This window comes from Streptomyces sp. NPDC026672, assembly GCF_040638185.1.
Lineage (GTDB): Bacteria > Actinomycetota > Actinomycetes > Streptomycetales > Streptomycetaceae > Streptomyces.
The window spans coordinates 40,718-63,210 of sequence record NZ_JBEZXS010000006.1 but is presented as its reverse complement, the minus strand read 5'-3'; the positions used below and the strand labels follow the sequence as shown (position 1 = coordinate 63,210).

The following is a 22,493-nucleotide window of genomic DNA, read 5'->3' as shown; positions in this document are numbered from 1 at the left end:
AGCAGCCTGGCTGGAGGGGGTGCGCGAGCGAGCGCGGGAGGGGCGGGTGCCGGGCGTCGGTGGGGCGTGGGAGCACGGAGGGCAGGGGTGGGGTTTTCCCCCGCACGCCGGGGCGGCGGACCTCATGGCGCGGGGGGTGCGGGGCGCGGGACCCTGGCGCGTATGACCGCTCGCAGCTCCTTCGCCGACCCGGCCCGGCCCGGTGACGACCGCCCGCCGCCGCCCCGTTTCGCCTATGACGCGCACACCTGGAAGGAGATCGCGCATCTGCTGGTGAACCTGCCGATGGCGTTGATCGGGTTCACGTACGTGGTCGGGGCGCTGTCCGTCACCGGTGCGCTGACGCTGACCGTGATCGGGCTCCCGCTGCTGGCCGGTGCCCTGCTCGGGGCGCGGATGCTGGGCCGGCTGGAGCGGGCGCGGGCCCGGGCGCTGCTGGGGGTGCGGGTGGACGAGCCGAGTCCGCTGCCGCTCACGGGGGGCGGCGGGCTGCTCCCGCGGCTGTGGCTGGCGCTGAAGGACCCGGTGGGCTGGCGGACGCTGCTGTACGACTTCATCCGGCTGCCGTGGGGCATCCTCACCTTCACGGTCACGCTGGCGGGGCTGTTCGTGCTGTGGCCGGTGCTGCCGTTCGTCGTGCGGGGACTGACGAACGTGGACCGGGTGCTGGTGCGCGGGCTGCTGTCGCCGTCGGACGAGCTGGAACGCCGTATCGCCGAACTGGAGTCGGACCGGGGGGTCGTGGTCGACACGGCGGCGGCGGACCTGCGGCGCATCGAGCGGGACCTGCACGACGGGGCGCAGGCCCGGCTGGTGGCGCTGGCGATGGGGCTCGGTCTGGCCAAGGAGAAGCTCCTGGAGGACCCGGACTCGGCGGCGGCGATGGTCGAGGAGGCGCACGGCGAGGTGAAGCTCGCGCTCCAGGAGCTGCGGGACCTGGCCCGGGGCATCCATCCGGCGGTGCTGACGGACCGGGGCCTGGACGCGGCGCTGTCCTCGGTGGCCTCGCGGTGCACGGTGCCGGTGAAGGTGACCGCCGATCTGCCGTCGCGGCCGGCCGCGGCGATCGAGGGCATCGCCTACTTCACGGTCTCCGAGCTGCTCCAGAACGTCAGCAAGCACAGTGGGGCGCGCAACGCGTCGGTGGACGTGTGGCGGGCGGACGACCGGCTGCTCATCCAGGTCCAGGACGACGGCCGGGGCGGGGCGCGGCTAGACGGGGGCAGCGGGATGAGCGGGCTCGCGGAGCGGCTGGGCGCGGTGGACGGCCTGTTCGTCGTCGAGTCGCCGGTGGGCGGCCCGACCACGGTCACGGCCGAGCTGCCCTGGCGGGACCGGACGTAGGCAGCCCTCGGGGGTGGGGAAAACCCCCGTTCCGAGACGCCGACGGACTCCATGGTCCCGGCGCCCGCGGCACAGCAGGGTGGAGGTACGGCGACAGGGCCGGCCGACGAGGAGAACGGGACGACACCGATGGCCACGGAGTACGGGCAGGGGTACGGGGAGCGGTACGGGTACGACGACGAGCGGCGCCACCGGCTGCCCGCCGTGCTGCGGGCGCCGTTCGCGGGGCGCACCTGGCGCGAGTTCGGGTACGTCCTGCTGAGCCTGCCGATCAGCGCCCTGCTGTTCGCGTACGTGGTGACGATGGTGTCCCTCGGCGCGGGGCTGCTGGTGACGTTCCTCGGCATCCCGGTGCTGGCGGCGGGGCTGGCGGGCTGCCGGGGGATCGGCTCGCTGGAGCGGGCGCGGGCGCGCGGGCTGCTCGGTCTGGAGGTGGCCGAGCCGGAGCCGCTGCGGATGCGCAAGCCGGGGGCGACGGCGTGGATGGGGGCGGTCCTCAAGAGCGGGGCGTCGTGGCGGCATCTGCTGTACGCGGTGCTGCACTTCCCCTGGTCGTTGTTCTCGTTCGTCGTCGCGGTGAACTTCTGGGCCTACGGCTGGGCGCTGCTGACGTATCCGCTGTGGTTCTGGGTGTTCCCGGCGTACGTGGGGCAGGGCGGGCTCCAGCTGTACGGCGACGAGCATCACCAGGTGTATCTGGACAACCCGTTCGAGATCACCGTCACGGCGTCGATCGGGCTGCTGTTCACGCTGGCCACGCCGTGGATCGTGCGGGCGCTGACGCTGGTGGACCGGGTGATGGTGCACGGACTGCTCGGGCCGTCGCGGCTGGCGACGCGGGTGGTGGAGCTGGAGTCGGACCGGGGGGTCGTCGTCGACACGGCGGCGGCGGACCTGCGGCGCATCGAGCGGGACCTGCACGACGGGGCGCAGGCCCGGCTGGTGGCGCTGGCGATGGATCTGGGGCTGGCGAAGGAGAAGCTGGTGGAGGACCCGCGGGCGGCGGCGCGGATGGTGGAGGAGGCGCACGGCGAGGTGAAGACGGCGCTCCAGGAGCTGCGCGACCTGGCCCGGGGCATCCATCCGGCGGTGCTGACCGACCGCGGTCTTGACGCGGCGCTGTCCTCGGTGGCCTCGCGGTGCACGGTGCCGGTCCAGGTGGAGGTGGACCTGGTGGAGCGGCCCGCGCCGGCGATCGAGGGCATCGCCTACTTCACGGTCTCCGAGCTGCTCCAGAACATCAGCAAGCACGCGCGGGCGGGGCTGGCGACGGTGGACGTGTGGCGGGTGGAGAACCGGCTGATGCTCCAGGTCATGGACGACGGGGTGGGCGGCGCCGACGTGTCGTCGGGCTCGGGTCTGGCGGGCCTGGCCGGCCGGCTGGACGCGGTGGACGGAATCCTGGTCGTCGACTCCCCTCCGGGCGGCCCGACCCGGGTGACGGCGGAACTCCCCTGGCGCGGCTGACGGCGCCTCCGGCGGGGGGAGCGGGAGGGCGTCGGAAATCCCCCCCCGGGACGCTCCCGCCCGCGGATTCCCGCCGCCCATCAGGCCGGTTTCCCGCCGCCTTCCGGCCTGGACTCCCGCTGCCTTCCGGCCCCCGCTGCCTTCGGGCCCGGCTACCCGCCGCCTTTGGGCTCGGACGCCGCCGCCTTTGGGCTCGGCCGCCGCCGCCTTCGGGCTCGGCCGCCCGCCCCCCGGGGCTCGCCCCGGGATGCCCGTGAGGGGTGAGGCAGCGGGCCGGTGACAAGCCCCGTGCCGCGGCCCCTCGGTGGGGCTCCTTTCGGTCGTTCCGTGAGGGTGGGGGGGCTTCCGCCCGCCCGATCCCTTCGGCGCGGGCGCGTCGGTCGTCGAATGCTGGAATGCTGGGGCCTCGTACGGGCGGGGTACCGCGGGACGACCGGCGTGTGGGGGGACGAGGGATCGTGGAGGACAGGGTGCGGGTGGTCATCGCCGAGGACTCGGTGCTGCTCAGGGAGGGCCTGACCCGGTTGCTGACCGACCGGGGGCACGACGTGGTGGCGGGTGTCGGGGACGCCGAGGCGCTGATCAAGACCATCGGGGACCTGGACGCGCAGGGCGAGCTGCCGGACGTGGTCGTGGCGGACGTACGGATGCCGCCGACGCACACCGACGAGGGCGTACGGGCGGCCGTGCGGCTGCGCAAGGCGCACCCGGGCCTCGGGGTGCTCGTGCTGTCGCAGTACGTGGAGGAGCGGTACGCCACCGAACTGCTGGCCGGTTCCAGCCGTGGCGTCGGCTATCTGCTGAAGGACCGCGTGGCCGAGGTGCGGGAGTTCGTGGACGCGGTGGTCCGGGTGGCCCGGGGCGGTACGGCCCTGGACCCGGAGGTGGTCGCCCAGCTCCTGGGCCGCAGCCGCAAGCAGGACGTGCTGGCCGGGCTCACCCCGCGCGAGCGGGAGGTGCTGGGGCTGATGGCCGAGGGCCGGACGAACTCGGCGGTCGCGAAACAGCTGGTGGTGAGCGACGGCGCCGTGGAGAAGCACGTCAGCAACATCTTCCTGAAGCTCGGGCTGGCGCAGAGCGAGGGCGACCACCGGCGTGTTCTGGCCGTTCTCACGTATCTGAACTCCTGAGGGCCGAATCCGGACGACGTGATCTTCCGGTCCCGGAGTCGCATGGGACGCGTGAGAAACGGGGAGCGTCTCGGAATTGCGATTCGTCATGCGAATGACCCCGGGAAGGCGACCCTAACCGACGTAGGGTTGGTCCTGGGAAAGGTCCGTGGGACGACCGCGCCCGGACAGCCGCCCCGAAGGAGGTCCAGTTCAGTGACCAGCCAGGTCAGCAGCCCAGCGGAACAGGCCGACGACACCGTCGTAGGAGAGCAGCGCAGACCGGGCGACGGGAAGGACGTACGGCGCCTGGACCGAGTGATCATCCGTTTCGCTGGGGATTCGGGTGACGGGATGCAGTTGACGGGGGATCGTTTTACGTCGGAGACGGCGTCGTTCGGGAATGATCTCTCGACGTTGCCGAATTTCCCGGCGGAGATTCGGGCACCCGCCGGGACGTTGCCCGGGGTGTCGTCGTTCCAGGTGCATTTTGCGGATCATGACATTCTCACACCGGGGGATGCGCCGGATGTGCTGGTGGCGATGAATCCGGCGGCGCTGAAGGCGAATGTGGGGGATCTTCCGCGGGGTGCGGAGATCGTGGTGAACACCGACGAGTTCACCCGGCGGGCCCTGGCCCGGGTCGGATACGGGACCTCGCCACTGGAGGACGGTTCGCTGGCCGGGTTCCGGGTGCACGAGGTGCCGCTGACGACGTTGACGGTGGAGGCCCTGAAGGACTTCGGCCTGACGCGGAAGGAGGCCGAGCGGTGCAAGAACATGTTCGCGCTGGGCCTGCTGTCGTGGATGTACCACCGGCCGACGGAGGGCACGGAGCGGTTCCTGCGGACGAAGTTCGCGCGGGTGCCGCGGATCGCGGAGGCGAACTGGACGGCGTTCAAGGCGGGCTGGAACTTCGGTGAGACGACGGAGGACTTCGCCGTCTCCTACGAGGTCGCCCCCGCCGCGTCCGCGTTCGCCCCGGGCACCTACCGGAACATGTCCGGGAACCTGGCCCTCGCCTACGGCCTGATCACCGCCTCGCAGCGGTCGGGGCTGCCGCTGTTCCTGGGCTCGTACCCGATCACCCCGGCCTCCGACATCCTGCACGAGCTGAGCCGGCACAAGAACTTCGGGGTGCGCACGTTCCAGGCGGAGGACGAGATCGCGGGGATCGGTGCCGCGCTGGGCGCCGCCTTCGGTGGCTCGCTCGCCGTGACGACCACCTCCGGGCCCGGGGTGGCGCTCAAGTCGGAGACGGTCGGGCTGGCGGTGTCGCTGGAGCTGCCCCTGCTGGTCGTCGACATCCAGCGCGGGGGCCCGTCGACCGGGTTGCCGACCAAGACCGAGCAGGCGGATCTGCTCCAGGCGATGTTCGGGCGCAACGGTGAGGCGCCGGTGCCGGTGATCGCGCCGCAGACCCCCGGGGACTGTTTCGCCGCGGCACTGGAGGCGGCCCGGGTGGCACTCACGTACCGGACGCCGGTGATGCTGCTGTCCGACGGCTACCTCGCCAACGGCTCCGAGCCCTGGCGCATCCCCGACGTCGGCGAACTCCCCGATCTGCGGGTCGAGTTCGCGACCGGGCCCAACCATGTGCTGGAGGACGGCAGTGAGGTCTTCTGGCCCTACAAACGTGATCCCGACACCCTGGCGCGGCCGTGGGCGGTGCCCGGGACGGCGGGTCTCGAACACCGGATCGGGGGGATCGAGAAGCAGGACGGCAGCGGCAACATCTCCTACGACCCGGCCAACCACGACCTGATGGTCCGCACCCGCCAGGCCAAGATCGACGGCATCGACGTCCCGGACCTGGAGGTCGACGACCCGGACGGGGCGCGCACGCTGGTGCTGGGCTGGGGATCGACCTACGGGCCGATCACCGCGGCGGTGCGGCGGCTGCGCAAGGGCGGGAAGTCGGTCGCCCAGGCGCATCTGCGGTATCTGAACCCCTTCCCGCGCAACCTCGGCACCGTGCTCGGGCGGTACGAGCGGATCGTGGTGCCCGAGATGAACCTCGGCCAGCTCGCCCTGCTGCTGCGGGCGAAGTACCTGGTCGACGCCCGTTCCTGCACCCAGGTCAACGGCATGCCCTTCAAGGCCGAACACCTCGCCACCGCGCTCAAGGAGGCCATCGATGACTGACGCCCCCCACGCGCCCACTCCCCTGCCCCTGGTGCCCAGGGCGACCGGACGGCAGACGGCCAAGGACTTCAAGTCCGACCAGGAAGTGCGCTGGTGCCCCGGCTGCGGCGACTACGCCATCCTCGCCGCCGTCCAGAACTTCATGCCCACCCTCGGCATCGCCCGCGAGAACATCGTGTTCATCTCCGGGATCGGCTGCTCCTCCCGCTTCCCGTACTACATGAACACCTACGGGATGCACTCCATCCACGGCCGTGCCCCCGCCATCGCCACCGGTCTGGCCGCCACCCGTCCCGACCTCTCGGTCTGGGTCATCACCGGCGACGGCGACGCCCTCTCCATCGGCGGCAACCACCTCATCCACGCCCTGCGCCGCAACGTCAACCTCAACATCCTGCTGTTCAACAACCGCATCTACGGCCTCACCAAGGGCCAGTACAGCCCCACCTCGGAGACGGGGAAGATCACCAAGTCCACCCCCATGGGCTCCCTGGACACCCCCTTCAACCCCCTCTCCCTCGCCCTCGGCGCCGAGGCCACGTTCGTCGCCCGGACCCTCGACACCGACCGCGCGCACCTCACCGCGACCCTCCAGCAGGCCGCCGCCCACCCCGGCACGTCCCTCATCGAGATCTACCAGAACTGCAACATCTTCAACGACGGCGCCTTCGACACCCTCAAGAGCCCCGACCGCACCCAGGAGGCGCTGATCCGGCTGGAGCACGGGCAGCCGATCCGGTTCGGCGCGGACGGCGACCGCGGGGTGGTGCGCGACCCCCGCACCGGGGAACTGGACGTCGTGACCGTGACCGCGGACAACGAGGACCGGGTGCTCGTGCACGACACGCACGCCGAGTCCCCCGCCACCGCCTTCGCCCTCACCCGCCTCGCCGACCCCCACACCCTGCACCACACGCCGATCGGGGTGCTCCGGGACGTCACCCACCCCACCTACGACACCGAGATGAACCACCAGCTGGAGACCGCCGCCCGCGACCGGGGCCCCGGCGACCTCGGCGCGCTCCTCACGGGCACCGACACCTGGACCGTCGGCTGACCGGGTGACCAGGTGACCAGGTGACCAGGGCGTACCCAGGGCCGGGTCAGATCGACCCGGCCCGCTCCCGCTCCGCGTCGTAGCGCTCGCGCGCCGCCTGCACCGCGGCCATCCGTTCGTCGGTCCACAGCGCGAGCCCCCGCACCTGCTCCGCCGCCTCGCGGCCCAGGTCGGTGAGGGAGTAGTCGACGCGGGGCGGGATGACGGGCTTGGCGTCGCGGTGGACCATGCCGTCGCGTTCGAGGGTCTGGAGGGTCTGGGCCAGCATCTTCTCGCTGACGCCCCGGCTGAACCGGCCGATCGCGCGGCGCAGCTCGCTGAAGCGGTGCGGGCCCTCCAGCAGTTGGATCAGAACGAGCACGCCCCAGCGGCTGGTGACGTGTTCGAGGACAAGACGGTGCGGACACATCGCCTCGGCGGTCTCACGGGCCGCCCTCTCCAGTGCACTCACTCCCATGCCAGTACCTTACTTCAAAGTGGGTACTTTCCCCGAGTTAGCGCCGCTCCTAGGGTTAGCGCCAGACGCATCCCACAAGGAGTCCCGAATCATGAGCATCGTCGTCACCGGAGCCACCGGCCACCTCGGCCGCCTCGTCGTGGAACAGCTGCTGGAGAAGGTCCCGGCCGAGCAGGTCACCGCCGTCGTGCGCGACGCGGCCAGGGCCGCCGACCTGGCCGCGCGCGGAGTGCGGCTCGCCGTCGCCGACTACAACGTGCCCGAGACCTTCGACGGCCTCTTCGCCGCCGGCGACAAGGTGCTGCTGATCTCCGGCAACGAGTTCGACAAGGGCCGGGTCCAGCAGCACACGGTCGTGATCGAGGCGGCCAGGGCGGCCGGTGTCGCCCTGCTCGCCTACACCAGCGCCCCCGGCAGCCTGACGGCCGCGCTCGGCGACGACCACCGCGCCACCGAGAAGGTGCTACTGGCCTCCGGCGTGCCCTACTCGCTGCTGCGCAACGGCTGGTACCACGAGAACTACACCGAGAACCTGGCCCCGGTCCTGGAGCACGACGCGGTCGTCGCGGCGGCCGGGGACGGCCGGATCTCCTCCGCCTCGCGCGCCGACTACGCGGCCGCCGCCGTCGCCGTGCTGACCGGCGAGGGACACGAGAACACGACGTACGAGCTGGGCGGCGACGTGGCGTGGAGCCTCGCCGAGTACGCGGCCGAGCTGAGCCGGCAGACCGGCCGGGAGATCGCCTACAACTCCGTGCCCGGTGACGTGCTGCTCGGCATCCTGACCGGCGCGGGTGTGCCCGAGGGCTTCGCGACGATCCTGGTCGGCGTGGACGCGTCGATCGTGAAGGGCGAGCTGGTCGTGGACAGCGGCGACCTGTCGCGCCTGACCGGCCGCCCGACCACCCCGCTCGCCGAGGCCGTCACCGCCGCGCTGAAGGGCTGAACCCCGGGGGAACGGGGGTTCCCCGGACGTTCCACCCCCGTCTGTCATGACCGTATGTCGATACGGGCATGACGGGCGGGGGCGCTCGGCGTTACCTTCGTCCGGGCGGGTCAGGACGTGACGAGGAGGTGCCCGTGGCCGAGGAGTCGGGGAGCGAGCGGCGGACAGGACTGCTGAACGGCTTCGCGGCGTACGGGATGTGGGGGCTCGTCCCCCTGTTCTGGCCGCTGCTCAAGCCCGCCGGGGCGGGCGAGATCCTGGCCCACCGGATGGTGTGGTCGCTCGCGTTCGTCGCGATCGCGCTGGTCGTCGTGCGGCGCTGGGCCTGGGCCGGGGAGCTGCTGCGGCAGCCGCGCAGGCTGGCGCTGGTCACGGTCGCGGCGGCGGTGATCACGGTCAAATGGGGCGTCTACATCTGGGCCGTGAACTCCGGGCACGTGGTGGAGGCGTCGCTCGGCTACTTCATCAACCCGCTGGTGACCATCGCGATGGGCGTGCTGCTCCTGAAGGAGCGGCTGCGGCCCGCGCAGTGGGCGGCGGTGGGCATCGGCTTCGCCTCGGTGATCGTGCTGGCGGTGGCGTACGGGCAGCCGCCGTGGATCTCGCTCTGCCTCGCGTTCTCCTTCGCGACGTACGGGCTGGTGAAGAAGAAGGTCAACATGGGCGGCGTCGAGTCGCTGGCCGCCGAGACCGCGATCCAGTTCGTGCCGGCGCTCGGTTACCTGCTGTGGCTGGGGTCGCGCGGGGAGTCCACCTTCGCGGCGGAGGGCGCCGGGCACGCGGTCCTGCTCGCCTCCACCGGTGTGGTGACCGCGCTGCCGCTGGTCTGCTTCGGCGCGGCGGCGATACGGGTGCCGCTGTCGACGATGGGGCTGCTCCAGTACCTGGCACCGGTCTTCCAGTTCCTGCTGGGCATCTTCTACTTCCACGAGGCGATGCCGGCCGCGCGGTGGGCCGGGTTCGCCCTGGTGTGGCTGGCCCTGTCGCTGCTGACCTGGGACGCGCTGCGCACCGCGCGCCGGGGTGCGCGGGCGCTCGCCGGGGCGCGTGCGGTGGTCCTGCCGGAGCAGGGCGCGGCCGTCGTGGCGCCGGGCAAGGCACCGGGCAACGAGGTCGGCGCGAGCTAGTGCCCCGGCAGGCGACGTTTGCGCGACGGGGCGGACGTTGCCTGTTGGGGCACTGGGGACCGGCGGCGGGCCGCGGGTGGGCTATAAGTGGTCGGCATGACGCAGACGCCCGCACCGCTGCACTGGAAGCTCGTGATCGACGCCGCCGACCCGCACGCGCAGGCCGACTTCTGGGCGGCCGCGCTGCACTACGAGACCGAGGACAACAGCGCGCTCGTCGAACGGCTGCTGGCTCTCGGCGCGCTGCCCCGTGAGGCGGCCGTGAAGGCCCACGGCCGGGCCGCCTTCCGGGACCTGGTCGCGGTACGGCATCCCGGTGACCCCTACGACGCGGACACCGGCACGGGCCTCGGGCGGCGGCTGCTGTTCCAGCGCGTGCCCGAGGCGAAGACCGTCAAGAACCGGCTCCACCTCGACGTGCACGCGGCCGACGGCGACCGGGACGCGGAGGTGGACCGGCTGGAGGGGCTCGGCGCGCGGGTGCTGCAGCGGGTGTCGGAGCCGGGCGGGACGTGGGTGGTGATGGCGGACCCGGAGGGCAACGAGTTCTGCGTGCTGTGAGCCCGGTCAGCGGGCCGCGCGGAGGGTGAGGCGCCGCATGCGGGCCCGCGCGGACTCCAGTTCCTCCGTGTCGTCGGCGGCCGGGCCGTCCCCCTCGGTGAGTTCGGTCCACAGGGTGATCAGGTCGGCGCCGAGGCGCAGGCCCTGCTCGGGGTCGCGGACGGCACGCCAGGCGGTGGCGGCGCTCTGCACGTTGCCGTAGGCCGCCTCGGCGTCCTCCTTGCGGTGCCACAGCCCGGCGAGGTCCAGGGACAGCCGGAAGGCGCGGAGCGGGTCGCCGGCCAGGTAGGCGATGTAGGCGGTGAGTTCCCGCAGCCTGAGCACCTCCGGGTGCTCGTCGCCGAGCGTCCCGGACGCCTCCCGTACGGTGCGCTCCGCGAGGTCGGCGGCGACGTCGATCCGTCCGTCCCGCACCGCGGCGTTCACCCGGGCCATGGCCTCCCCCAGCACCGCCCCGGCGGCCACCCCGTCCTCCCCGAGCACGGCCTCGGCGACGGCGTCGAACCCCCGGGCGGGAGTCGCCTTCGGATCGAACTCGGCGTCCCCGGCGAGACCGGCGACGGGCACATGCGTGAGCGAGCACTGCGGGGACGACGGGGGTATCACGTAGGGGTCGGATGCGGGGGCGGGAACGGACCGGGCGGAGGAGCCGGACGGGGAAGCGGGTGCCGGGATGGCGGCGGGGCCGGGGGGCGGGGGCAGGTGGGTGACGGCGGGTTCGGCGGGACGGGGCGCCTGAACAGCGCCGGGCGGCCCGGCGGGCGCAGGCGCAGGGCTGGCCACAGGACCGGCGGGCGGACGCACATGGGTGACGGCGGAGTCGGCGGGACGGGGCGCCCGAACAGCGACGGGCGACCCGGCGGGCGCAGGCGCAGGGCTGGCCACAGGACCGGCAGGCGGACGCACATGGGTGACGGCGGAGTCGGCAGGACGGGGCGCCCGAACAGCGACGGGCGACCCGGCAGGCGCAGGCGCAGGGCTGGCCACAGGACCGGCGGGCGGACGCACATGGGTGACAGCAGAGTCGGCGGGACGGGGCGCCCGAACAGCGCCGGGCGGCCCGGCAGGCGCAGGCGCAGGGCTGGCCACAGGACCGGCGGGCGGACGCACATGGGTGACAGCAGAGTCGGCGGGCGGGGGTGTCCGGGGGACGGCGGAGCCGACGAACGAAGGGGTCGACTTCGGTGGGACGGGGCCGGGGGCCGGGGGTGTCGTGGGGGGTGCGGGCGGCCGGGTCGGGGTGGAAGCAGGGGCCGGGGTGGAAGCCGGGGCCGGGGTCATCACCGGGGGTGGGCCGAATACACCGGTGGGCGGTCGGACCGTGCCCGGCGCTGCCGGAGGCGCCTCCGCGGCCTGCGCGGGGAACGCCGGTACGGCGTCCTCCGCCGGCTCGGGGACCGGGTGGAGCAGACGGGTCGGCCGGTCGCGGTATGGCGCCTGCGCAGGGCCGGGGAAAGCCGTGGTCGACGCGGCTCCGGTCGCCGGGGACAAGGGCTCCTCGTCCGACCGGCCCCCGATCGACGCCACCGCCGGGCCTCCCGCCGGTTCGGCTTCCGGACCCGGCGTCGGCCCCGCCGACTCCACTGCCGGCCCCACCGACTCCACTGCCGGTCCAACCGTCGAAACCCGGTTCGATTCAGCCGGGGGGTTCTCCGCCGGGCCGGCCGGTGGAGTCATCGGGGCGGGGTCGCCCGAGAAGGTGCTCGCGCCGTCCGGGGCGACCTGGAGGGGGACCACGTAGCCGATGCGGTCGTCGTGGATCGTGGCGTGGACGGGGCGTCCCGTCGTGAGGGCGAGCCGGTGGAGGTGGTCGAGCACGGCCTGCTGGGGCTCCTCACCCGACGCGGTCCGCAGCCGTACCCCGTCCGCCGTGGCCACCCCCTCGGTCGTCACCCGGACGACGACCGGTGTCACCGGGCGCCCGTCGCCCCACTGTTCCCGCCTGCCCTCGCGGCTGAGCCGAGACATCGGTCCCTCACTCTCCCGGCATCACGATCCGGTCGTACTCGTCCCTGCCTACGAGTTTCGCTCCCCCACCACGGCGCCCGCGTCACCACGACGTCACAGCCTCGCACCAGGGGCAGCCCTCGCCCATTTAGCTGCACGTGCATATAATGCAGGTGACTGCAGACCATGCTCCCACCTGGGGGACCCCGTGACGCGTCGTTTCCTGTTCGTGCTGGGCAGCGCCCGGTCCGACGGCAACACCGAACTGCTCGCCCGCAGGGCCGCCGAGCAACTGCCCCCCGACGTCGAACAGCGGTGGATCAGCCTCGCCGAGCACCCGCTGCCCGACTTCGTGGACCTGCGGCACGACAGCGACCACGCAAGGCCGCCCGCCGGCAGCGCCGCCGCCCTGCTCCTCGACGCCACGCTCGCGGCCACGGACATCGTGATCGCCTCGCCGCTGTACTGGTACTCGGTGTCCAGCCTCACCAAGCGCTACCTCGACCACTGGTCCGCCTGGCTGCGCACCCCGGGCGTCGACTTCGAGGCGACCCTGGCCGGGCGCACCCTCTGGGGCGTCACGGTGCTCGCGCACACGGAGACGGAGGTGGCCGACCTGCTGACCGGCACGCTCAACCACTCGGCCGCCTACCTGAGGATGCGGTTCGGCGGGGTGCTGCTCGGCAACGGCAGCGCGCCCGGGAACGTCCTGCGCGACACGGACGCGCTGGCCCGCGCGAAGACCTTCTTCACCCGGGAGGCCCCCTTCGCCCGCTTCCCGTACGAGACGGAGACGCCGCCTACGCGGTGATGTCCTTCGTGGTGAACCGGGCCCACGCGGCCGTGCCGAACACCGCGGCGTAGAGCGCCTGGAGGCCCAGGTTCTTGACCAGGTCGTCCCAGTAGACGGGATCGCGCATCAGGTCGGCGAAGGACAGCCAGTAGTGCGAGAAGAAGTACGGCTGGAGGGCGTGCAGTTGGGGGATCTGGTCGAGGATCTGCACGGTGATCAGCAGCCCGACGGTGGTGGCCATGGCCGCGATGCCGCTGTTGGTGAGGGTCGACACGAACAGCCCGAGCGCCGCGATGCCGACGAGTGACGCGGCGACGACCAGGGCGATCAGCAGCGCCCGGCCGAGTCCTTCGGTGAAGCTGATCCGCGTACCGGAGATGGTCGTCAGCTCGCCGAGCGGGAACAGCAGCGCCCCCACGATCAGCGCGGACAGCGCCACGACGAGGGTGGCCAGCAGACAGAAGGCCATCGTGGTCGTGTACTTGGTGAGCAGCAGCCGGGTGCGGCCGGCCGGGGCGACCAGGAGGTAGCGCAGGGTGCCGGCGTTGGCCTCGCCCGCGATCGCGTCACCCGCGACGACGCCGACGGCCATGGGCAGGAAGAAGGGGAGCGTCGCGGCGAGCGCCGTGAACACCAGGAACAGACCGTTGTTGGTGATCTGCGCGATGAACGGCGGACCTTCGCCGCCTCCACCGCCGGCCGACGAACCGTCGCCCGTCTCGATCTTCACCGCGATCCCGACCAGGACCGGCACCGCGGCCAGCACGCCGAGGAGGGCGAGCGTGCGCCAGCGGCGGAGGGTGGTGAACAGTTCGCTGCGCAGCAGCCCGAGGGTCCACAGCGGACGGGGCGCGCGTACGGTCGCCGCCGGGCCGTCGGCCGTCGGCCCGCCCCCGGTGGCCACGACTTCAGCCTGCGACATCGAAGCCCTCTCCGGTCAGTGCCACGAACGCGTCCTCCAGCGAGGCCCGTTCGACCCCGAAACCGCGGACCCGGACGCCGGCCGTGACCAAGGCGCCGTTGAGGTCGGCGAGTTCGCCCTCCGGCGGCTCCCCGGTCACCCGGTCCTCGGCCACCACGACGTCGGCGACCCCGTGCTCCTTCAGCACCCGGGCCGCGTCGCCCGCGTCCGGCGTGGTCACGACCAGCCGGCCGCGCGTCCCGGCCGCCAGGTCGGCCACCGCGCCCTGGGTGATCAGCCGTCCCTGCGCCATCACGGCCGCGTGGGTGCACACCTGCTCGATCTCGTCGAGGAGGTGGGAGGAGAGGAAGACGGTCGTGCCGTCCGAGGCCAACTCCCGTACCAGCGAGCGGATCTCCCGCATGCCCTGCGGGTCGAGGCCGTTGGTGGGCTCGTCCAGGACGAGGAGCCTGCGCGGCTGGAGCAGGGCGGCCGCGAGACCGAGGCGCTGCTTCATGCCGAGGGAGTAGGCGCGGGCCTTCTTGCCCGCGGCGGCCGTCAGACCCACCCGGTCGAGCGCCGCGCCGACGCGGGCCCGGCGGGTGCGCGGATCGGCGGTCGGGTCGGCGGCGTCGTAGCGCAGCAGGTTGTCCCGGCCGGAGAGGAAGCCGTACAGGGCGGGGCCCTCGATGAGCGCGCCCACGTGCGGCAGTACGGTCCGTGCCGAGCGCGGCATGGGGCGGCCGAGCACCTGGGCCGTGCCGGAGGTGGGCTCGATCAGGCCCATCAGCATGCGGATGGTGGTGGTCTTGCCGGAGCCGTTCGGACCGAGGAAGCCGAAGACGCTGCCCGCCGGGACGGTCAGGTCGAGACCGTCCACGGCGAGCTGTCCGCCGCGGTAGCGCTTGGTGAGGCCGCGGGTGTCGATGACGCCAGGCCCGGTGTCGACGCCGGGCCCGGGGTCCCGCGGCCGCTCCGGCTCCCGCGTGGCGGACGGTTCGTCCATCGGCTCCCTCGATTCGTCGTGCCCGCAGGGTACCTACTTGGCCGCGTCGGCCGCCTTGACCAGCGCGTCCTTGGTGACGGCGCCGACGTACACCTTGCCGTCGTCGGTGACCAGGGCGTTGATCAGCCGGGTGGAGAAGACCGTGCCCTTGCCGAAGTCGCCGCTGACCTGGTCGCCGAGCGAGCCGAGGACGCCGCCCAGGTCGCCGCCGGCCGAGCCGGTCGGGACACCGCCCTCGGTCCCGCTGTCGAACGTGGCGATCGCGTTCCACCCCTTGCCGATGACCTTGCCTCCCTCGAAGCCCTTGGCGAGGTCGCCGTCGGGCTTGGCGAAGCCGTCACCGGGCTTGCCCGAGGGGGCTCCGGGCCGGTCCGAGGGGGCCGTGGAGTTCTTCTCCGCGTGGTCGTCCTCGGTGACCTTGGCGCCCTTGGGCGGGCTGAAGTCGAAGGTGGAGGCGGCCGGCCGGGCGAAGCTGACCTGGGTGAAGCCCACGTCCAGCACGGCCGCGCCGCCGCTCGCCGGGGTGAGCGTGAACTTCAGCGGCATACCGGTCTTCGCGTCCACGGCGATGCTGAGGGCGCCGACCGTGGTGCCGGACTGCTTCGGGCGGACGAGCAGCTTGTAGGCGTCGCGGTCGGCCACCCGCATGGTGCCGTCGACCGTGACGGACGTCGTGTCGTCCACGGACTTCAGGGCCTCGTCGGCGAAGTCCTTCGGCGTGGCCGGGGGCTCGTGCGTCTGGCCGCGGCCGGACTCGTCCGCGGTGCCGTGGTAGACCTCGTTGGACTTGCTGTCGTAGCCCCAGACGTCCTTGCCGTTGTGGATGAGGCTGTACTCGGCGGCGTTCTCGATCAGCGAGAGCTTCTGGCGGTCCGGGCCGTCGGTGGCGACGCGCAGGGTGTGCGTGCCGGTGGCGAGTTCGGTGAGCTTGGCGCTCGGGTCGGCGGACGAGTCCCCGCCCGAGGGGGTCGCGCCGGAGAGCAGGCTGTTCTCCAGGCCGCCCAGGTCGGGCAGGCCGAGGTCGGTGCTGACCTTCACCGTGCCGGACAGCTGCTGCACGTCCGACTTGGCGATCTTCTCGATGAGCTGCTGCGCGGTGATCTTCGGCAGGTCGGGGTCACCGGAGTCGGCGAGCGCCGGGACGAGCCCGATGGTCGCTGCCGCCACCCCCACCACCGTGACCGGGACGACGTAACGGGCGGCCCTGCGGCGCCCCGAGCGCACGTCCTCGACCTCGTCGGATTCGTACGGTGCCATGTCTGCCTTACCTCCGTCGTCGGCGGCGGCCGCCTCGCACTTCTCCCACCCTGAGCCGCCATTCTCACCCGAATCGGTGAGGAGTGGTGATTTCCGTGCTCACCATCAGACCAAATCCCTCCCCCGCAATCGTCACCCCTCGGTCCCAACTCCGTGTACACCTCCGGTATGACACGGGGAGGCGACGGAGGGACGGTCCCGTAGGGGGAGGGAGGGCGGCGCTCGGCGGGAGGCGGGCGGGGGCCGGAGTTCCACGGGGAAGGGGGCGTCCCACCCAACGCGCGTGGGGACGGTCGGCAGCCTCGCGGGGTGCGCCCCTCCGGGGTCCGGGGTGGAGCCCCGTGGGGGTGCTGTTCGAGGGACCGAGTCGGGTGGGTGGGCAGGAAGGCCGGCTAGCCCGCTCGGTGGACCACCGCGTCGCAGAGTTCCAGCAACGCGGCCTTCGCATCGCACTCCGGCAACGGCGCCAACGCCGACCGCGCGTCCTCCGCGTACCGCACGGTGTCCCGCCGGGCCTGCTCCAGCGCCGGATGCGCCCGCAGCGCGGCCAGTGCGTCGGCGTGCCGCGCGTCGTCCGTGAGGTCGGAGTCCAGCAGCTCGCACAGCGCGAGGTCCTCGGCCAGCCCCAGCCGCGCCGCCCGCTCCCGCAGCCGCAGCACCGGCAGCGTGGGCACGCCCTCGCGCAGATCCGTCCCGGGCGTCTTCCCGGACTCGCGCGAGTCGGACGCGATGTCCAGCACGTCGTCCGCGAGCTGGAACGCGACGCCCAGCCGCTCGCCGTACTGCGTGAGCACGTCCACGACCGTCTCGTCAGCCCCGGACATCATCGCGCCGAACCGGCACGACACCGCGACCAGCGACCCCGTCTTGCCGCCCAGCACGTCGAGGTAGTGCTCGACCGGGTCCCGTCCGTCCGACGGCCCCGCGGTCTCCAGGATCTGCCCGGTGACGAGCCGTTCGAACGCGACGGCCTGGACCCGGACCGCCTCCGGGCCGAGGTCGGCGAGGATCTGCGAGGCCCGCGCGAACAGGAAGTCGCCGGTGAGGACCGCGACCGAGTTCCCCCAGCGGGTGTTGGCGCTGTCGACCCCGCGCCGCACCGCCGCCTCGTCCATCACGTCGTCGTGGTACAGCGTCGCGAGGTGGGTCAGCTCGACCACGACGGCCGAGGGCACGATCCCGGGTGCGTACGGATCGCCGAACTGCGCCGCCAGCATCACGAGCAGCGGCCGGAAGCGCTTCCCGCCCGCGCGCACCAGGTGCTGCGCGGCCTCCGTGATGAACGGGACCTCGCTCTTGGTGGCTTCGAGCAAGCCTTCTTCGACAGCCGTCAATCCGGCCTGGACATCGGCTTCCAGAGCCTGGTCCCGCACGCTCAGCCCGAACGGCCCGACGACGGTCACGAGGGGTCTCCTGTCTGCTGGTGTCTGCTGGCGGTCACACGGTTTGTCGATAGGTCGCTGCCCTCACCCGAGTCAGCGTATCCGGTCATGTTTCGATCACCGATAGCGCCCACCCGGCCGGACCGGGCGGTACCACCGCTCGGCCGGTATGTTTCCCATCGGCCCATATGACTCATATGGGCGATATTTCTCGACTACACGTTACGTGCCGGGACAACGACCGACACCACACGCACGGTTCCACCCTCACCTCCGTCGATCGTGAGCGGTGTCACGTATACCCCTCGAAGGGTCACGGAAAAGCGAATTCCGCACCCCCGGAACACACCCCGGGAGCAATACCGACCGATGCGGACCGACGTGCCCGTTTTGCCGCTATTAATACTCCGATTCCCCTTGGTGGATATAACGGCCGAACCCCTCCGCGCGTGAGTTGGGTCACTTGTGCCCCTCGGGAGGAATACCTGGAGAAACCCTTGCACACCCTTGCCCGGCAAGCGAGTTGAGTGTTGGCAACCGCAAAGGATCAAGCGCCCCATACGCACCGGACCAAGGTCAATTGGTACGAGCCGCATGTCAGCCACTTGTTCCGGACATGTGCTGTCGCATACGTTCCGGGCCTGTCGGGCGAACGCCTAATCCTGCCGGCGTCCGACACGACCATCAACGAACTCATTCACGTACGGCAGGAGCGGGGGACCCAGGTAAGTCGCCGGACCGGAACGACACCCGTCGTACCGGAACGGCTCGGGGTGAAGTCGTGTCGCGTCCCCGCGACCCGGCCGGGCACCTCCCCGCCCGAACCCGACAGCTCACCTCGCAGGCGGCCGGAGAGGAATTCCGACATGCCCGCTGCCGCTCAGCACAGCCGTTTCCGCGCCAACCGCCTGGTGCGCACCCTCGTCGTCGCCGGTACCGGCGCCGCCGTACTCGCCCTTCCGCTGATCGGCGCCACCGGCGCCTCCGCGGCCCCCGCGTCCACGAGCACCACGCCCGCCACGACCCTGGCCGGCTACCCGAACAACCTCGACGGCTGGATCCGCGAATCCCTCGCGATCATGGCGGAGCGGCACATCCCGGGCACGTACAACGGCATCTACCGCAACATCATGCGGGAGTCCTCGGGCAACCCCATGGCCATCAACAACTGGGACTCCAACGCCGCCGCCGGCACCCCCTCCAAGGGCCTGCTCCAGGTGATCGACCCGACGTTCAACGCCTACCACGTGGTCGGCACGTCGTTCGACATCTACGACCCGGTCGCCAACATCACCGCGGCCTGCAACTACGCCGCCGCGCGCTACGGCTCGATGGACAACGTCCACGGCGCCTACTAGGCCGGCACCCCTCACGCGAACAGTCTTTCGAGGACGACGGCGATGCCGTCGTCCTCGTTGGACGAGGTGACCTCGTCGGCCACCGCCTTGAGTTCGGGATGCGCGTTGGCCATCGCGACCCCGTGGGCGGCCCAGTGGAACATGGGGATGTCGTTGGGCATGTCCCCGAAGGCGATCGCCTCCCGCCGGCTCAGCCCCAGGTGCTCGGCGGCCAGCGCCAGACCGGTCGCCTTGGTGATGCCGCTCGGCTGGAGCTCCACCGTCCCCGGCCCCGACATCGTCACGGTCGCCAGCGAACCCACCACCGAACGCGCCGTCGCCGCCAACTCGTCGTCCGACAGGCTGTGGTGGCGCAGCAGCACCTTGCTGATGGGCGCGCACCACAGGTCGTCGCGCCGCTCCACCCGCACGGCGGGCAGCGTCGGATGGGGCATCACGTACCCGGACTCGACGAGCGTGAGCCCGTCCACCCCGTCCTGGTCGACGGCCGCGTACACCTCCCCCACCTCGGCCTCGATCTTGCCGAGCGCCGTCTCGGCCAGTTCCCGGTCCAGGGTGACCGACCACAGCAGCCGGTCCGCTCCGGCGTCGTACACCTGCGCCCCCTGCCCGCACACCGCGAGGCCCGTGGAGCCGAGGACGTCGAGCAGCGGCCGCACCCTCGGCGCCGGGCGGCCGGTCACCACGAGGTGCCGGGCCCCCGCCTCGGTCACCCGCGCGAGCGCCGCGAGCGACCGGTCGGAGAGTGTGTCGTCACCGCGCAGGAGCGTTCCGTCAAGGTCCGTGGCGACGAGTGAACAGCGGGGAGGTACGGCCATGATCAGAGAATACGGACAACGCGCTCCGATCACTCACCCCGTCGTCCCGAGCTGTTCAACCCCGGGTGACCCGCGCTAAGTTGTGCGGTTCACCACGTCCGGCCCGCGGCCCACCGCGCTGTTGGAGCGCGGCTCGTCGCGCCGCCGGGACCGCGGCCCACCGCACCGCAGGGACGCGGGCGCGGGCTCAGCCGTGGGCCGCCGCCAGATGCGCGGCCAGGCGCGGCGAGGCGAACGCGGTGCCGCAGACGAAGCGCATCACCGGCCCGTACGAGGAGGCCGCGGGCAGGCCGGTGAAGTAGAGGCCCGGCACCGACGAGACGTATCCGGCGCCGAGCACCGGTGCGCCGCGGCTCACCGTGAGCGCGGTCCGCAGGCCCGCGCCGAGGAAGTCCATCGCGGCGGTGTCCACGCGGTAACCGGTGGCCGCGACGACGTGGTCGGCGACCAGCCGGTACGTCGCCCCGGTGTGGGTGCGCACGGTGAGGACCGTGCCGCCGTCCTCGGTGGCCGCGCCCAGCACGCGCTCGACCTCGCGGACCTCCACCTTGCCCTCGAAGCGGTCGCGCAACCACCAGGCGCCGAGCGGCCCGAGGACCCGGCGGACCAGGTAGTGGCGGGCGCGGGCCGGGAGATGACGGTAGGGCTGCGGGTAGTAGCTGAGGGCCCACAGCGACCAGGCGCGGCCGAAGGGCGACTCGGGGCGCAGCCGCGGCTGCTTCCAGGGCGGTGCGCCGAAGGCGACCCGGCCCCGGCCGCGCGAGACCACCCTGACCCGCGCGCCCGCCTCCGCCGCCAGCGCCGCCGTCTCCAGCGCGGACTGGCCGGCCCCGACGACGATCAGTTCCCTTCCGGAGAACCGGCCGAGGTCGTGGTGCTGGGAGCTGTGCGACACCGGGCCCGCCGGCGCCGGTCCGCCCGCCGTCGCCCCGGCCAGCTCCGGCGGGAGGTGCGCCAGTCCCGACAGGCCGGTCGCGACGACGACCGCGCGGGCGGTGAACGACTCCCCCGAGTCCAGATCGAGTTCGAAGCCGCCCCCGCCCCGCCGGTCGACGGAGACGACCCGGACCCGCTCGAGTCCGGGCAGCAGGTTGCGCTGGAACCACTCGCCGTACCCGACGAAGGTCTCCACCGGGATGACGTCCTCGTCGGTCACGAGCCGGCGCAGGCCGGCCGCGTCGCAGTAGTCGGCCAGGGTGTGGCCGGTCTGCGGGGCGTCGATGGTCGAGGCCGCCGGGGTCGACTTGAGGAGCATTCCGGCGGGCATGTGGTCGCGCCAGCTCACCATGGGGTCGCCGAAGACGCGGACGGGGATGCCGCGCGCCCTGAGATGCGCGGCGGTGGACAGGCCGAACGGGCCCGCACCGATGACTGCTACCGGTCGGATCACGAAGTCCCTCCCCAGGACGTGTCGCCTACTTCGTGCTGGTCGCCCCGCCGCGACGGTGGGTGCGCCACAGCTGATAGAGGTGCTTCGCGCCCGGCCGCACGAAGCGCGCGAGCATCGTGAGGAACGGCAGCGGGTCGTCACCCGCGAACCAGGCCAGCTCCGTCCCGCTCGCCCGTCGCGGCGCGTGCGGCGTCGTGTAGCCGCTGCGCCGGTAGGCGAGGAGGGCGGGGAGGTCGATGTTCTCCACGACGTAGCGGTGACCGGCGCGCTGTTCCCCCTCCGGGACGGCGCGTCCGGTCAGGTCCAGGTGCATGGCCCGTACGACGTCCACGCCCGCCCCGCTCTCGAAGAGCCGGAACTGGGCGCCCATGCGCGGGTTGAAGTCGAGGAGCTTGTACCGCCCGTCGCGGCGGTCGAAGCGCAGGTCGAGGTCGACGATGCCGGTGAAGCCGATCTGTTTGACGAACCGCGCGGCGAGGTCCGCGAGTTCGGGGTTGTCGACGACGTACGCGTGCGCCGTCATCCCCGCGTGCGGCGGCCAGGAGCGCACCTTGACGCCGGTGAACAGGGCGAGCGGCACCGAGTCCGCGTCGAAGCAGGCGTGCACGATCCAGTCCTCGGCCTGCTCCCGGGGCAGGTACTCCTGGAGGATCACGCCAGGTCGCTCGCCCCAGTCCCGGGCGAGGGCGAGCAGGCCCTCCCGGGTGGTGATCCGGGTGGTGCCGTTCACCGCGGGCCGCCGGCGCCGCACGAACGCCTCGCGGTTCTTGGCCACCACCGGGAAGCGGGCCTTCTCGGCGAACTCCACGATCTCGTCGTAGGACTCCGGGAAGGCGGCCTCCGGGCTGGGCACGCCGTGCTTCACGCACAGTTCGTGCAGCCCCTGCTTGCTGGCCAGGCGGCGCGGCAGTCCGGGGTCGACCCGCGGGAAGAGGAACCGCTCGCCCAGCGCGTCCTGGTGCTCGGCGATCAGGACGGCCGCTTCCTCGTCGGTCGGGATCAGGACGGCCGGGCGGCCGATGCGCCGGCCGATCCGCAGCAGCCCCTCCACCAGGTGGCCCGGGTCCTCCGCGCCGCTCGTCGGCCAGACGAACGCCCGCTCCAGGTAACGGGAGGAGGCCGCCGGTGTGTACGGGTCCTCCGTGATCGCGTACATGGGGACGCCCAGGCGGCCCAGGCTGCGGATCGCTCCGACGCCGCCGTGGTGCAGCGGGTAGTCGCCGAACTTGACGATCAGTCCCGGCACATCACGGTCCGCCTCGAACGGCACGCCGACGGCATTCCTGGCCACGGGTCCCCCCACGTGTCCCCCTCCACGGACCGGACCCACCCCGCCCGCGTCCCCCAAAGGACGCTAAGCCGGAATTGGGTACTCCGACAAGGCTTATCCGGACATTGCGAACTCTTTAGACATTGCCCGAGGGCGGT

General features: G+C 72.4%; 19 protein-coding genes and 1 riboswitch. Of the genes, 10 read left to right on the top strand and 9 right to left on the bottom strand.

The window, feature by feature from the left end:
* The first annotated feature begins 162 nt into the window (after positions 1-162).
* From AB0F77_RS08640 to AB0F77_RS08620, 5 genes are all read left to right on the top strand, one after another.
* Positions 163-1,344, top strand: coding sequence for a sensor domain-containing protein (locus tag AB0F77_RS08640; protein WP_361943648.1), 1,182 nt, complete (start codon positions 163-165; stop codon positions 1,342-1,344).
* 129 nt (positions 1,345-1,473) lie between these two features.
* The gene (locus AB0F77_RS08635) at positions 1,474-2,811 is read left to right on the top strand and encodes a sensor domain-containing protein (RefSeq protein ID WP_361943645.1); all 1,338 of its coding nucleotides are present in this window, start codon (positions 1,474-1,476) and stop codon (positions 2,809-2,811) included.
* Positions 2,812-3,281: 470 nt separating this feature from the next.
* Positions 3,282-3,941 carry a response regulator transcription factor gene (locus tag AB0F77_RS08630; RefSeq protein ID WP_361944277.1) on the top strand — a complete coding sequence of 220 codons (660 nt, stop codon included), beginning with the start codon at positions 3,282-3,284 and terminating at the stop codon, positions 3,939-3,941.
* A gap of 195 nt (positions 3,942-4,136) precedes the next feature.
* Positions 4,137-6,065: a 2-oxoacid:acceptor oxidoreductase subunit alpha gene (locus AB0F77_RS08625; protein ID WP_361943642.1), complete on the top strand. Its 1,929-nt coding sequence runs from the start codon at positions 4,137-4,139 to the stop codon at positions 6,063-6,065.
* Entirely contained in the window at positions 6,058-7,122 is a 1,065-nt protein-coding gene (locus AB0F77_RS08620; RefSeq protein ID WP_361943639.1) for a 2-oxoacid:ferredoxin oxidoreductase subunit beta, read from the top strand. The genes AB0F77_RS08625 and AB0F77_RS08620 overlap by 8 nt, the downstream gene beginning before the upstream one ends.
* Before the next feature lie 46 nt (positions 7,123-7,168).
* Here the strand turns inward: AB0F77_RS08620 and AB0F77_RS08615 are convergent, their stop codons facing one another.
* The gene (locus tag AB0F77_RS08615; protein WP_361943636.1) at positions 7,169-7,579 is read right to left on the bottom strand and encodes a helix-turn-helix domain-containing protein; all 411 of its coding nucleotides are present in this window, start codon (positions 7,577-7,579) and stop codon (positions 7,169-7,171) included.
* A 91-nt stretch (positions 7,580-7,670) separates the two neighbouring features.
* Between AB0F77_RS08615 and AB0F77_RS08610 the strand changes: the two genes are divergently transcribed.
* From AB0F77_RS08610 to AB0F77_RS08600, 3 genes are all read left to right on the top strand, one after another.
* Positions 7,671-8,525: an NAD(P)H-binding protein gene (locus AB0F77_RS08610; protein WP_361943633.1), complete on the top strand. Its 855-nt coding sequence runs from the start codon at positions 7,671-7,673 to the stop codon at positions 8,523-8,525.
* A 134-nt stretch (positions 8,526-8,659) separates the two neighbouring features.
* Positions 8,660-9,652 (top strand): EamA family transporter RarD, encoded by a 993-nt coding sequence (gene rarD / locus AB0F77_RS08605; RefSeq protein ID WP_361943630.1) that lies wholly within the window; start codon positions 8,660-8,662, stop codon positions 9,650-9,652.
* Positions 9,653-9,748: 96 nt separating this feature from the next.
* Positions 9,749-10,213, top strand: a complete 465-nt coding sequence (locus tag AB0F77_RS08600; protein ID WP_361943627.1) for a VOC family protein — start codon at positions 9,749-9,751, stop codon at positions 10,211-10,213.
* A gap of 6 nt (positions 10,214-10,219) precedes the next feature.
* Here the strand turns inward: AB0F77_RS08600 and AB0F77_RS08595 are convergent, their stop codons facing one another.
* The gene (locus AB0F77_RS08595; RefSeq protein ID WP_361943624.1) at positions 10,220-10,819 is read right to left on the bottom strand and encodes a hypothetical protein; all 600 of its coding nucleotides are present in this window, start codon (positions 10,817-10,819) and stop codon (positions 10,220-10,222) included.
* A 1,549-nt stretch (positions 10,820-12,368) separates the two neighbouring features.
* Here AB0F77_RS08595 and AB0F77_RS08590 point away from each other — a divergent pair.
* Positions 12,369-12,971 carry an NAD(P)H-dependent oxidoreductase gene (locus tag AB0F77_RS08590; RefSeq protein WP_361943621.1) on the top strand — a complete coding sequence of 201 codons (603 nt, stop codon included), beginning with the start codon at positions 12,369-12,371 and terminating at the stop codon, positions 12,969-12,971.
* On the opposite strand, the gene AB0F77_RS08585 is transcribed toward AB0F77_RS08590, so the two are convergent.
* The 4 genes from AB0F77_RS08585 to AB0F77_RS08570 all read right to left on the bottom strand — a co-directional run bounded on the left by AB0F77_RS08585 (position 12,961) and on the right by AB0F77_RS08570 (position 17,520).
* The gene (locus tag AB0F77_RS08585) at positions 12,961-13,875 is read right to left on the bottom strand and encodes an ABC transporter permease (protein WP_361943618.1); all 915 of its coding nucleotides are present in this window, start codon (positions 13,873-13,875) and stop codon (positions 12,961-12,963) included. The two genes, AB0F77_RS08590 and AB0F77_RS08585, sit on opposite strands and share 11 nt — an antisense overlap.
* Positions 13,862-14,860 carry an ABC transporter ATP-binding protein gene (locus AB0F77_RS08580; RefSeq protein WP_361943615.1) on the bottom strand — a complete coding sequence of 333 codons (999 nt, stop codon included), beginning with the start codon at positions 14,858-14,860 and terminating at the stop codon, positions 13,862-13,864. The genes AB0F77_RS08585 and AB0F77_RS08580 overlap by 14 nt, the downstream gene beginning before the upstream one ends.
* A gap of 33 nt (positions 14,861-14,893) precedes the next feature.
* Positions 14,894-16,117: a DUF2092 domain-containing protein gene (locus AB0F77_RS08575; RefSeq protein ID WP_361943612.1), complete on the bottom strand. Its 1,224-nt coding sequence runs from the start codon at positions 16,115-16,117 to the stop codon at positions 14,894-14,896.
* A gap of 392 nt (positions 16,118-16,509) precedes the next feature.
* Entirely contained in the window at positions 16,510-17,520 is a 1,011-nt protein-coding gene (locus AB0F77_RS08570; RefSeq protein WP_361943609.1) for a polyprenyl synthetase family protein, read from the bottom strand.
* 659 nt (positions 17,521-18,179) lie between these two features.
* A riboswitch (cyclic di-AMP (ydaO/yuaA leader) is annotated at positions 18,180-18,360 on the top strand.
* Between the two features lie 5 nt (positions 18,361-18,365).
* Here AB0F77_RS08570 and AB0F77_RS08565 point away from each other — a divergent pair.
* Positions 18,366-18,857 (top strand): transglycosylase SLT domain-containing protein, encoded by a 492-nt coding sequence (locus tag AB0F77_RS08565; RefSeq protein WP_361943606.1) that lies wholly within the window; start codon positions 18,366-18,368, stop codon positions 18,855-18,857.
* A gap of 11 nt (positions 18,858-18,868) precedes the next feature.
* On the opposite strand, the gene AB0F77_RS08560 is transcribed toward AB0F77_RS08565, so the two are convergent.
* The 3 genes from AB0F77_RS08560 to AB0F77_RS08550 form a co-directional block, all read right to left on the bottom strand.
* Positions 18,869-19,675 (bottom strand): HAD family hydrolase, encoded by an 807-nt coding sequence (locus AB0F77_RS08560; protein WP_361943603.1) that lies wholly within the window; start codon positions 19,673-19,675, stop codon positions 18,869-18,871.
* A 187-nt stretch (positions 19,676-19,862) separates the two neighbouring features.
* The gene (locus AB0F77_RS08555; RefSeq protein WP_361943600.1) at positions 19,863-21,065 is read right to left on the bottom strand and encodes an FAD-dependent oxidoreductase; all 1,203 of its coding nucleotides are present in this window, start codon (positions 21,063-21,065) and stop codon (positions 19,863-19,865) included.
* Positions 21,066-21,090: 25 nt separating this feature from the next.
* A complete protein-coding gene (locus tag AB0F77_RS08550) occupies positions 21,091-22,335 on the bottom strand; it encodes an ATP-grasp domain-containing protein (protein WP_361944275.1) in 1,245 nt (414 codons plus the stop codon).
* Between the last annotated feature and the right edge of the window lie 158 nt (positions 22,336-22,493).

What these genes read in the sequence shown, in the direction of transcription:
- AB0F77_RS08640 (WP_361943648.1), top strand. Translation starts at nt 163, where the DNA reads ATGACCGCTCGCAGCTCCTTCGCCGACCCGGCCCGGCCCGGTGACGAC.
- AB0F77_RS08635 (WP_361943645.1), top strand. Translation starts at nt 1,474, where the DNA reads ATGGCCACGGAGTACGGGCAGGGGTACGGGGAGCGGTACGGGTACGAC.
- AB0F77_RS08620 (WP_361943639.1), top strand. Translation starts at nt 6,058, where the DNA reads ATGACTGACGCCCCCCACGCGCCCACTCCCCTGCCCCTGGTGCCCAGG.
- AB0F77_RS08615 (WP_361943636.1), bottom strand. Translation starts at nt 7,579, where the DNA reads ATGGGAGTGAGTGCACTGGAGAGGGCGGCCCGTGAGACCGCCGAGGCG.
- AB0F77_RS08610 (WP_361943633.1), top strand. Translation starts at nt 7,671, where the DNA reads ATGAGCATCGTCGTCACCGGAGCCACCGGCCACCTCGGCCGCCTCGTC.
- AB0F77_RS08600 (WP_361943627.1), top strand. Translation starts at nt 9,749, where the DNA reads ATGACGCAGACGCCCGCACCGCTGCACTGGAAGCTCGTGATCGACGCC.
- AB0F77_RS08585 (WP_361943618.1), bottom strand. Translation starts at nt 13,875, where the DNA reads ATGTCGCAGGCTGAAGTCGTGGCCACCGGGGGCGGGCCGACGGCCGAC.
- AB0F77_RS08580 (WP_361943615.1), bottom strand. Translation starts at nt 14,860, where the DNA reads ATGGACGAACCGTCCGCCACGCGGGAGCCGGAGCGGCCGCGGGACCCC.
- AB0F77_RS08575 (WP_361943612.1), bottom strand. Translation starts at nt 16,117, where the DNA reads ATGGCACCGTACGAATCCGACGAGGTCGAGGACGTGCGCTCGGGGCGC.
- AB0F77_RS08565 (WP_361943606.1), top strand. Translation starts at nt 18,366, where the DNA reads ATGCCCGCTGCCGCTCAGCACAGCCGTTTCCGCGCCAACCGCCTGGTG.
- AB0F77_RS08560 (WP_361943603.1), bottom strand. Translation starts at nt 19,675, where the DNA reads ATGGCCGTACCTCCCCGCTGTTCACTCGTCGCCACGGACCTTGACGGA.